Here is an 11,735-nt window from a genome sequence, read left to right as displayed (position 1 = left end):
ATCGCCCAGCGTGGTCCCGGTCCCGTGCGCCTCCACGGCGTCCACGTCCGACGGCGACAGCCGGCACTGCGCCAGCGCCTCACGGATCAGCCGCTGCTGGGACGGGCTGTTGGGCGCCGTCAGCCCGTTCCCGGCACCCGCGTGGTTGACCGCGGAGCCCCTGATGACCGCGAGCACGGGGTGGCCGTGGCGTTGCGCGTCCGACAGGCGCTCCAGCACCAGGACGCCGGCACCCTCGCCCCAGCCGGTGCCGTCCGCGGCTGCGGCGAACGGCTTGCACCGGCCGTCCGCGGCCATACCGCGCTGCCGGCTGAACTCCACGAAGGCGTTCGGGGTGGACATGACGGTCACCCCGCCCGCCAGCGCCAGGGAACACTCCCCGGAGCGCAGCGCGTTGACCGACAGGTGCAGCGCCACCAGGGAGGACGAGCAGGCGGTGTCCACGGTCGCCGCGGGACCGGTCAGCCCGAGCACGTAGGAGGCCCGTCCGGCGGCCACGGCCGCAGTGCTCCCGGTCAGCCGGTAGCCGGCGACCTCGTCGTCCGGGTCCAGGCGCGAGGGGAAGGCGTACCCCTGGTGCGTCATCCCGACGAAGCCCGCGGTCCTGCTGCCCCGCAGGGACACCGGATCGATGCCCGCCCGCTCCAACGCCTCCCAGGTGACCTCCAGCCACAACCGTTGCTGGGGATCCGTCGCGAGCGCCTCGCGCGGGCTGATCCCGAAGAACTCCGCGTCGAAACCGGACGCGTCGTCGAGGAACGCGCCGGTGCGCACATAGCTCTTGCCGGGGCGGCCCGGCTCCGGGTCGTACAGGTCCTCCACGTCCCAGTTGCGCCCCTGCGGGAACCCGGACACCACGTCGGCCCCGTCGCGGACCAGGCGCCACAGGTCCTCCGGGGACTCGACGTGCCCGGGGAACCGGCATCCCATGCCCACGATCGCGACCGGTTCGTGCTCCTTCTGCTCGGCGTGCTCCAGAAGTGCGCGCGTCTGGCGGAGCTCGGTGGTGACGAGTTTCAGGTACTGGCGAAGTTTGTCCTCAGTGCTGGTCACGAGATCCCAAGCTCCTTGTTGACGATGTCGAACATCTCGTCGTCGGTCGCCAGCATCAGGGCGTCGTCCTCCGGCGCCCCGGCGCTGACGAGGCCGGGCTCGGCCCATTTCCACAGCAGCGTCCGCAGCCGCGTGACGACACGGGCGCGCGTCTCGTCGTCGGCGTCCATCGCCTCGACCGCCGTCTCCAGCCGGTCCACGTCGGCGAGGACCGCGTCGGCCCGCACGCCCTCGGGGAGGACCTGCGTGCGCAGGTGCCGGGCCAGCGCGGCCGGGGTGGCGTGGTCGAAGACCACGGTCGTCGGCAGGGTCAGACCCGTGGCCTCGTTGAGGCGGCTGCGCAGCGTCAGCGAAGCCATCGAGTCGAACCCGAGATCCTGGAACGTCGCCGCAGCGCGGACGTCCTGCGCCGCGCGGTGGCCGAGGGCGGCAGCCGCGTGGGTGCGCACCAGGTCGAGCAGCAGCCGCTCCTGCTCCTCCCCGGACATGGACGCCAGCCGCTCCCGCAGCGCCCCGGCGCGCCCCGGCCCGGCGTCGCCGCGCAGCACGCGCTGTGCGTCGGGCAGGTCGTTCAGCAGCGCACGCGAGCGGGACGCGCCGTACGCGGGCGCGAACCGCTCCCAGTCGACGGCGGCGAAGGCGGTGGCGGTCTCGTCGCGGTCGAGCGCGGCCCGCAGACCCGCGAGGGCCGTCTCCGGAGCCATCAGCGGGACACCGCGCCGCAGCAGCAGCTCGCCCGACCCGGCGGCCATCCCGCCGCCGCCCCAGGCGCCCCAGGCGACCGAGGTCGCGGCGCGCCCTTGTGCCCGGCGGAAGCTTGCCAGGGCGTCGAGGAACGCGTTGGCCGCCGCGTACGCCGCCTGCCCGGTGTTGCCCCACAGCCCGGCGCCGGAGGAGAAGAGGACGAACGTGTCGAGGGGCCGGCCGCAGCCGTCGAAGACGGCGTCGAGGTTCCTCGCCCCCGCGAGCTTGCCGGACATCACCTCGGCCATCTCGGCGAGGTCGCACCGCGCCAGCGGTTTCTCCTCCTGGACCGCGCCCGCCGCGTGCACGACGGCGGTGACCGGACGGTCCTCGGGGAGCGACTCGACGACCCGGCGCAGGTCGTCCCGGTCGGTGATGTCGCAGGCCACGACGGTCACCTTGCTGCCCAGCCGGAGCAGGTCGGCCTCCAGCCCAGCCGCGCCGGGCGCGGCGGGCCCCCGGCGGCTGAGCAGCACCAGGTGCGGGACGCCCTGGCCGGCCAGCCACCTCGCCACCTGCGCGCCGAGTCCGCCCGTCCCCCCCGTCACCAGGACGCTGCCCGTGGCCTGCCAGACGCGCCGCACCCGCGTCTCGGCCGAGGGGGAGCGCACCAGACGGCAGCCGAGGACGCCATCGGCCCGCACGGCCAGCTGGCTCTCGCCGCCCGGCTCGGCGAGGACCGCCACGAGGCGCGACAGCGCGGTCTCGTCCACCGACTCCGGCAGATCGGCCAAGCCGCCCCACCGGTCCGGCCATTCGAGCGCCGCCACCCGCCCCAGCCCCCACACGGTCGCCTGCGCCGGGCGCCGCACCGGGTCGGGGCCGACCGCCACCGCACCCTGGGTGAGACACCACAGCGGGGCGCCGGTCCCGGTGTCGCCCAGCGCCTGCCCCAGCACCACCGTCGCCGCGAGGCCGCAGGTCAGTGCAGAGCTGTCCGGCAGGGGCCGCTCGTCCACGGCCAGGAGAGACATCACACCCGTGAACGGCTGCTCCCCGGCGGCCTCGCGCAGCCGGCGGCCGAGAGCCGTCCGGTCGGTCCCCGTCACGGCATCGAGGCTCAGCCGGACGACGTCGTCCGCCCCGGCGCGCCCGAGCGCCGCCGACAGCTCGTCCGCCGGGCAGGCGACGCCCTCCGGCAACACGACCAGCCAACGGCCGGACACCCGGGGCGCGGTGGGCGCGGTCAGCGGCGCCCAGTCGACGCGGTAGCGGTGATCGTCGACCCGGGCCGAGGCCCCGTCACCGCCCGCGGCCTCCAGCCAGTGGCGCCGGCGCTGGAAGGCGTAGGTGGGCAGCGGCACCGTCCGGGCGTCGGTGCCGGCGAGCACGCCCGCCCAGTCCACCCCGACGCCCCGTACGTGCAGCCGTCCCAGCGCGGCCTGCAGGGTCCGCAGCTCGGGCTCGTCCCGGCGCGAGACCGCCGTGAAGACGAGGTCGCCGCCGTCGGCGCACTCCTGGCCCAGTGCGGCGAGCACGGCGTCCGGACCGAGTTCCAGGAACGTGGTGACGCCCTCGGCCTGAAGGGCGCGGACCGCGTCGAGGAACCGGACCGTGTCCCGCGCGTGCCGCGCCCAGTACTCGGGGGTGCACAGGTCCCCGGCCGCCACCACGGTGCCGGTCAGCGCGGACACCACCGGGATCCGCGGAGCGTGCAGGGACACGGTCCGCACCACGGCGGCGAAGTCCTCGGTCATCGCGTCCATCCGGTGCGAGTGGAACGCGTGGCTCACCCGCAGCGGCCGCGTCTTCCGTCCCCGGCCGGCGAAGTGCGCCGCCACCTCCGCGACGGCGTCCTCGTCACCGGCAACCACCACCGAGGCGGGGCCGTTCACCGCCGCGAGCCCGGCACGCCCGGGCCGCTGTGCCAGCAGCGGCGCCACCTCCTCCTCGGACGCCTGCACCGCCGTCATCGCGCCTCCTCGCGGCAGCGCCTGCATCAGCCGGCCCCTGGCCGCGGCCAGGGTGGCCGCGTCCGCGAGCGACAGCACCCCCGCGACGTGCGCCGCGGCCAGCTCGCCGACGGAGTGGCCGGACACGAGATCAGGGCGCACGCCCCACGACTCCACCAGCCGGTACCAGGCGATCTCGACCGCGAACAGCGCAGGCTGGGTCCAGACCGTCTCGTCGAGCAGTCCCTCGGTGCCGGGGCCGCCGAAGACCACGTCGCGCAGCGGCCGGCCGAGATGCCGGTCCAGTTCGGCGCAGACCGCGTCGAAGGCGTCGGCGAACACCGGATACCGCGCGTACAGGTCCCGTCCCATGCCCACCCGCTGCGCGCCCTGACCGGTGAACAGGAACGCCAGCTTGCCGTCGGACACCGTGCCGCGTGCGCCCGAGGCGGGCACCTCGCCCTCGGCGAGGCGGCCGAGGCCGTGCACCAGCTCGGCACGGTCCGCCGCGACGACGACCGCGCGGTGGTCGAAGGCCGACCGCGTCGTGGCCAGCGAGTACGCCACGTCGGCGAGGCGCAGGGCAGGGCCGTCCTCCACGTACCGGCCCAGCCGCCCGGCCTGGGCCCGCAGCGCTTCCTCGCCGCGGGCCGACACGAGCCACGGCAGCGGGACGCCCCCGGCCTCGGGCGGGCGCTCGTCGCCGCCCCCGCCGCTGTCCGGGGCCTCCTCCACGATCACATGCGCGTTGGTGCCGCTGATGCCGAAGGACGACACCCCCGCGCGGCGCGGGCGCCCGGGGTCGGGCCAGTCCCGGGTCTCGGTCAGCAGCTCCACCGCCCCGGCCGACCAGTCCACCCGGGTCGAGGGCTCGTCGACGTGCAGGGTCCCGGGCAGCACACCGTGCTGTAACGCCTGCACCGTCTTGATGACCCCGGCGATGCCCGCCGCGGCCTGGGTGTGGCCGATGTTCGACTTCACGGAGCCGAGCCACAGCGGGCGTTCACGGTCATGGCCGGCGACCGCGAGGATCGCCTGCGCCTCGATCGGGTCGCCGAGCGGCGTGCCCGTGCCGTGCCCCTCGATCATGTCGATGTCCGCGGCCGACAGCGCCGCGTCGTCGAGGGCCTGCAGGATCACCCGCTGCTGCGACGGCCCGTTCGGCGCCGTCAACCCGCTGCTCGCGCCGTCCTGGTTCACCGCGCTGCCGCGCACCACGGCAAGGACACGGCGTCCGTTGCGGTGGGCGTCCGACAGCCGCTCCAGGAGCAGCACCCCGGCGCCCTCGCTCCACCCGGCCCCGTCCGCGGAGTCGGCGAAGGACTTGCAGCGCCCGTCCGGGGCGAGCCCGCGCTGACGGCTGAACTCCACGAACGTCGACGGGGTCGACATCACCGTCACACCGCCGGCCAGGGCCAGCGAGCACTCGCCCCGGCGCAGCGCCTGGACCGCCAGGTGCAGGGCCACCAGCGACGACGAGCACGCCGTGTCCACCGTCACGGCGGGCCCCTCAAGGCCCAGCGTGAAGGAGATCCGGCCGGAGGCGACGCTGCCCGCGCTGCCCGTGCCGAGGTAGCCCTCCGCCTCCTCGGACGCCAGGCCCGGCCGGGAGCCGTAGTCGTGGTACATCACACCGGCGAAGACCCCGGTCCTGCTGCCGCGCAACGACAGCGGGTCGATGCCGGCCCGCTCGGCGGCCTCCCAGGACGTCTCCAGCAGCAGCCGCTGCTGCGGGTCCATGGCGAGGGCCTCACGCGGCGAGATACCGAAGAACCCCGCGTCGAACTCCGCGGCGTCGTACAGGAACCCGCCTTCCCGCGTGTACGAGGTTCCCGGCTGGTCGGGGTCGGCGGCGAACAGTGACGCCAGATCCCAGCCGCGGTCGCCGGGAAACCCCGACACCGCGTCCCGGCCCTCCAGGACCAGGTCCCACAGTTTCTCGGGAGAATCGACACCGGACGGGTACCGGCAGCTCATCCCGACGATCGCCACCGGCTCGACCGCCGCCCGCACGGCGTTCCTGAGCCGCTCGTTCTCCTTCAGCGAAGCCCGCAGGGCCTCGACCACCGCTTCAGGCGATGCGGTCATGATCCCTCCATCCGTCCTGTCCGTCCTGTCCGTCCCATTCGCTCAACGCGGCCACGATCAGGACCTCTCCCCGTCGAAGGCCGCCCGCACGAGGTCGTCGACGTCCATGTCGTCGAACTCTCGCGCCGCGCCGCCCGCCGGCGGCTTTGTCCCGTTGTCCTGCGCGGCGAGCCCGAGCAGGGCCCTGAGCAGACCGGCCCGGCGCAACCGGGCCACCGGGATCGCGGCCAAGGCCTCGCGCACCTTCTGCTCCTCGGCCTCGGGGCCGGTGAGTTCCCGCTCGTCCGGGAAGAGCCGCTCCCGCAGGTGGCGGGCGGTCTGTTCGGGCGTGGGGTGGTCGAAGATCAGCGTCGTCGGCAGCCGCAGCCCGGTGGCCGCACCGAGCCGGCCGCGCAGTTCGACCGCCGTCAGGGAGTCGAACCCCATCTGGAGGAAGCCCCGGCCGCCCTGCACGGCGTCCGGGGAGGCGAGCCCCAGGACCGTGGCCGCCTGCTGCCGCACCAGGTGCAGGAACGCCCGGTCCAGCTCCTCGGCGGGGAGCGCGGCCACCCGGTCGGCGAACGGCAGGCCGTCGTCCGCGCCCGCACCGCCGGGGCGCCGCCGGACCGGGACCAGCGCGCGCAGCACCGCGGGCACCAGCTCCGGTTCGCCCTCGGCGAGCATCGCCGCCGGGTCGAGCCTCATCGGCACCAGCAGCGGGTCCGGGGCGTCGAGCGCCGCGTCGAACAGCGCCAGACCTTCATCAGTGGGGAGCTGCCCGACCCCGGAACGCGCCATCCGCCGCAGATCCTGGTCCGACAGGCCGCCGGTGAGCCCGCTGCGCTGCTCCCACATGCCCCACGCCAGGGACGTCCCCGCCAGCCCTTCGGCCCGCCGACTGTGCGCGAGCGCGTCCAGGAACGTGTTCGCCGCCGCGTATCCGCTCTGTCCCGCGGTGCCCAGCACGCCGGCGGCCGAGGAGAAGAGCACGAAGGCCGACAGGTCCGCGTCCCGGGTCAGTTCGTGCAGGTTCAGCGCGCCGTCCACCTTCGGCCGCAGCACCGCCTCGACCCGCTCGGGCGTCAGCGAGGTGAGGACGCCGTCGTCCAGGACACCGGCGGCATGGACCACCGCCGTCAGCGGACGGTCTGCGGGGATCCGTGCCAGCGTCGCCGCCAGCGCGTCCCGGTCGGCCACGTCACAGGCCGCCACCGTCACCCGGGCACCCTGAGCGGTGAGTTCCTCCTCCAGCTCGGCCGCACCCGCCGCCCCGCGACCGCTGCGGCTGGTGAACAGCAGGTCGCTCACACCGTGCCGGGCCACCAGATGGCGGGCGACCAGCGCGCCGAGCCCGCTCGTCCCGCCGGTGATCAGCACCGTGCCGCCGGGTGTGAAGCGCGGCCCGTCGCCCGTCCCCGCGGCGTCCGCCGGGACGCGGGTGAGACGCGGCGCGTGCACCACGCCCCGCCGCACCACAACCTGCGCCTCGCCCGACGACAGCGCCGCCGGCAGCACCCGCAGCGACGCGTCGTCGCCGTCGACGTCCAGCAAGCCGAACCGGCCGGGGTGCTCCGACTGCGCCGACCGCAGCAGGCCCCACAGCGGGGCGTGCGCAAGATCGTGCGGCGCGTCCTCGCCCACCGACACGGCGTGCCGGGTGACGAAGACCAGCCGCGACGCGGCGAACCGCTCGTCGGCAAGCCAGCCCTGCGCCAGCGCGAGCGCGCGGTGCACGGCCTCCCGCACGTCCTCGGCCCGGCCGGTGTCTCGCCGGGTGCCGTCCCAGCACGGCACCAGGACCACCTCGGGCAGCACGGCCCCGGAGGCGACGGCGCCGGCCAGCGCGTCCAGGTCGTCGTAGCCGTCCCACCGCGTGCCGGACGGCTCCACGACGGCCGCCAGCTCCACACCACCCGGTTCCAGCACGGCCCAGGCGCCCGACGCAAAGGCCGGGGCCGCCGGGAGGGCGAGCTGTTCGCCGGTGATCCGGAACAGCGAACGGCGGCGCCCGCCGCGCGCGTTCTCCAGGCGTCTCGGCGACACGGGCCGCACCATCAGCGAATCGACCGAGAGCACCGGCGCGCCGGACAGGTCGGTCGCCGTCAGCGACACGGTGTCCGGGCCCGTCGCCGACAGCCGCACCCGCAGCGCCGCCGCCCCCGCGGAGTGCAGGGTGACGCCCTTCCAGGCGTACGGCAGCAGCGGGTCGCCGGAGTGGGCCACCAGGCCGCCCAGGACGACCGCGTGCAGCGCGGCGTCGAACAGCGCCGGGTGCACCCCGTAGTTCCGGGCCTGGTCCTGGTCGGGAAGGCTCACCTCGGCGAAGAGGTCCCGCCCGTGCCGCCGGACCGCGCGCAGCCCCTGGAACGCCGGTCCGTAGCCGAGTCCGGCCGCCGCGAGCACCGCGTACCCGCCGTCCAGCTCCACCGGCTCGGCGCCCGCCGGCGGCCACTCGGCCACCGGCGCCGCAGGCGTGCCGCCGTGGACGCCGAGCACACCGACGGCGTGCCGCAGCCACGGAGTGTTCTCACCGGACTCACCTGTTTCACCGGACTCATCGGCCTGCTCCGGCCGCGAGTGCACCTCCACCGACCGGCGCCCGGTCTCGTCCGGTTCCTCGACCATCACCCGTAGCTGGACGCCGCCGTCCTGCTCGACGATCAGCGGCTCCAGGAGCGTGAGCTCCTCGACCGTGCCGCAGCCGGTGACCTGCGCTGCGCGCAGGACCAGCTCGGCGAGCCCGGTGCCCGGGAAGAGGACCGTGTCCAGCACCGTGTGGTCCGCGAGCCAGGGCTGTGCCTGCGCCGAGAGCCGACCGGTCAGGACCGTGCCGGCCGGGCTGGGCAGGGTGACCACGGCGCTGAGCACCGGGTGCGAGCTGCGCCCCAGACCCGCCGAGGTGACGTCGGCCGGCCCGCCGGAGCGCCGCAGCCAGTACCGCTCGCCCCCGAACGGGTAGGTCGGCAGCTCGATCAGTCCGACGCGCCCCGGGAAGGTACCCGGCCAGTCCACCGGTGTGCCGCCGACGTGCAGCTGCGCGGCCGAGGTGAGGAAGCGCCGCAGTCCGCCGTCGTCGCGGCGCAGCGAACCCACCGCCACCGCGTGCGGGGCGTTCGCGGCGTCCATGGTCTCCTGGATCGCCACCGACAGGACGGGGTGCGGACTGGCCTCGACGAAGACGTCGAACCCGTCGTCGAGGAGGAGGCGCGTCACCTGTTCCAGCCGGACCGTCTCCCGGAGGTTGCGGTACCAGTACGCGGCGTCGAGCTGCGTGGTGTCCAGCTCCGTGCCGGTGACCGTGGAGTAGAAGGGGACGTCCGAAGGCATCGGGGAGAGGGGCGCCAGGTCCCGCAGCAGCTGCTCCCGGACCTGCTCGACCTGCGGCGAGTGCGAGGCGTAGTCCACCGGCAGCGTCCTCGCCCGGATCCCGTCGGCCTTGCAGCGCGCCACCAGCTCCTCCAGGGCCCGCGGATCACCGGCGACGACCGTGGACGACGCGCCGTTGACCGAGGCGACGGACAGCCGGTCCTCCCACCGGGCCAGCAGGGCGGACACGTCGTCCTCGCCCAGAGCGACGGACACCATGCCGCCCCGGCCGGACATCGCGGCCAGGGCCTTGCTGCGCAGGGCCACCGCGCGGGCCGCGTCCTGGAGCGTCAGCGCCCCGGCCACGCAGGCGGCGGCGATCTCCCCCTGGCTGTGCCCCATCACCGCGTGCGGCCGGACCCCCAGGGACTGCCACAGGGCGGCCAGGGACACCATGACCGAGAACAGCGCGGGCTGCACGACGTCCACCCGGTCCAGGGACGGCGCGTCGCCCGCGCCGCGCAGCAGACCCGTCAGCGACCAGTCCACGAAGGGGGCGAGGGCGGCCTCGCACTCCTGGATCCGGGCGGCGAACACCTCGCTGCCGTCGAGGAGTTCCGAAGCCATGCCCGGCCACTGCGACCCCTGGCCGGAGAAGACGAACACCGTCTTCCCGCGTGTCTGTGCCTCGCCCACGACGACCGAGTCCCGGTCACGGCCCTCGGCCAGCGCGGCCAGCCCCTCCAGCAGGGACTGCCGCCCGTCCCCGACCACGACGGCGCGGTGACCGAGCAGGGCACGGGTCGTGGCCAGGGAACGGCCGACGCCCGCCACGTCGAACCCGGGATCGCCGGCGAGGTGGGAGAGCAGCCGACGGGCCTGCGCGCGCAGCGCCTCGGCGGTCCTCCCGGACAGGGGCCAGGGCACAGCCGCCGGCGCATCCGGCGCGGGGCCGTCGGCGCGGGGCTCGCCGGCCGCGGACGGGGGCTGTTCGATGATCACGTGGGCGTTGGTCCCGCTGATGCCGAAGGAGGAGACCGCGGCCCGGCGCGGCCGGCCGGTCTCGGGCCACGGCTCGGCCTCGGCCATCAGCGACAGCCCGCTCTGCGACCAGTCGATCTCGGGGGTGGGCCGGTCGACGTGCAGCGTCCGGGGCAGCACCCCGTGCTTCATCGCCGCCACCATCTTGATGACACCGGCGATCCCCGCGGCGGCCTGCGTGTGCCCGATGTTGGACTTCACCGAGCCCAGGCGCAGCGGGCGGTCCGGCTCCCGCTCGCGCCCGTACGTCGCCGCCAGCGCCTGTGCCTCGATCGGGTCGCCCAGCTTCGTGCCGGTGCCGTGCGCCTCCACCACGTCGACGTCACCGGCCGACAGGCGGGCGTCGGCGAGGGCGCGCCGGATCACCCGCTGCTGGGAGGGGCCGTTCGGCGCGGTCAGGCCGTTGCTGGCGCCGTCGGAGTTGACCGCGGAGCCGCGGACGACCGCCAGGACGGGGTGGCCGCTTCGCCGCGCGTCCGACAGCCGCTCCAGCAGGAGCATGCCGACGCCCTCGCCCCAGCCGGTGCCGTCGGCGGACGCCGCGAACGCCTTGCAGCGGCCGTCCGGGGAGAGCCCCCGCTGGCGGCTGAACTCCAGGAAGATGTCGGGGGTCGCCATGACGGCGGCCCCGCCGGCCATGGCGAGCGAGCACTCGCCGCGCCGCAGGGACTGCACCGCCATGTGCAGCGCCACGAGGGACGAGGAGCAGGCGGTGTCGATGGTCAGCGCGGGACCCTCGACGCCGAGGGCGTAGGCGATCCGGCCGGACATGACACTCGCCGTGCTCCCGGTCAGGAGATAGCCGCCCAGTTCCTCGGGGGCCTGGCGCGGATCGGAGGGGTACCCCTGGGACGCGGCTCCGACGAACACCCCCACCGGGCTTCCCTTGAGGGACGTCGGGGCGACGCCGGCCCGCTCCAGCGCCTCCCAGGAGGTCTCCAGCAGCAGTCGCTGCTGAGGGTCCATGGCGAGGGCCTCACGCGGGCTGATCCCGAACAGCTCGGCGTCGAACCGTGCGGCGTCGTCGAGGAATCCGCCCACGCGCACGTACGTCGTCCCCGGCCGCACGCCGTCCGGGTCGTACAGGGCGTCCACGTCCCAGCCACGGTCGGCGGGGAACGGGGTGACCACGTCGGCCTCGTCGGCGACGAGCCGCCACAGGTCCTCCGGGCTCGCGATGCCACCGGGATAGCGGCAGCTCATCGACACGATCGCGATCGGCTCGTCGTCCCCGGGCGCGGCGCCCGGCACGGCGGCGACGGCCGCCTCGGTGCCCCGTAGTCCGGCCAGCAGATGCCGGGCCAGCAGGACCGGCGTCGGATGGTCGAAGATCAGGGTCGACGACAGCTGCTTCCCGGTGGCACCGCTGAGGCGGTTGCGCAGTTCGACGGCGGTCAGCGAGTCGAAGCCCGCCTCCTTGAACGTCGCGTCGGGGGTGACCCGGGTGGGGTCGGTGTGCCCGAGCACCGTCGCCGCGTGGGTGCGCACGAGGTCGAGGAGCAGCTGGTCGCCCTCGGCCTCGGACACGGTGGCCAGCCGGTTCTGCAGCCCGCCGGCCGCGGTGGGCCGTGCCGCGGCACGGCCCACCCTCCGCTTCGGTGTCCTGGCGAGGTCCCGCAGCATGTACGGGAC

General features: G+C 75.3%; 2 protein-coding genes and 1 pseudogene. All 3 read right to left on the bottom strand.

From position 1 onward, the window contains the following. A partial coding sequence (locus tag ACFV4G_RS41215; RefSeq protein ID WP_380448362.1) for a beta-ketoacyl synthase N-terminal-like domain-containing protein occupies positions 1-1,053 on the bottom strand: 1,053 nt, incomplete at its 3' end. Beyond that, positions 1,050-5,753: pseudogene (locus tag ACFV4G_RS41210) on the bottom strand (SDR family NAD(P)-dependent oxidoreductase); the annotation flags it as partial. The gene ACFV4G_RS41215 and the pseudogene ACFV4G_RS41210, both read right to left, overlap by 4 nt. Positions 5,754-5,834: 81 nt before the next feature. Continuing rightward, entirely contained in the window at positions 5,835-11,690 is a 5,856-nt protein-coding gene (locus ACFV4G_RS41205) for a type I polyketide synthase (protein ID WP_380448361.1), read from the bottom strand. Positions 11,691-11,735: the final 45 nt, after the last annotated feature.

The sequence above is a fragment of the Kitasatospora sp. NPDC059747 genome (assembly GCF_042732955.1).
Taxonomy (GTDB): Bacteria; Actinomycetota; Actinomycetes; order Streptomycetales; family Streptomycetaceae; genus Kitasatospora.
Note: the sequence above shows the minus strand (reverse complement) of the source record. Positions and strands in the feature narration are given on the sequence as shown.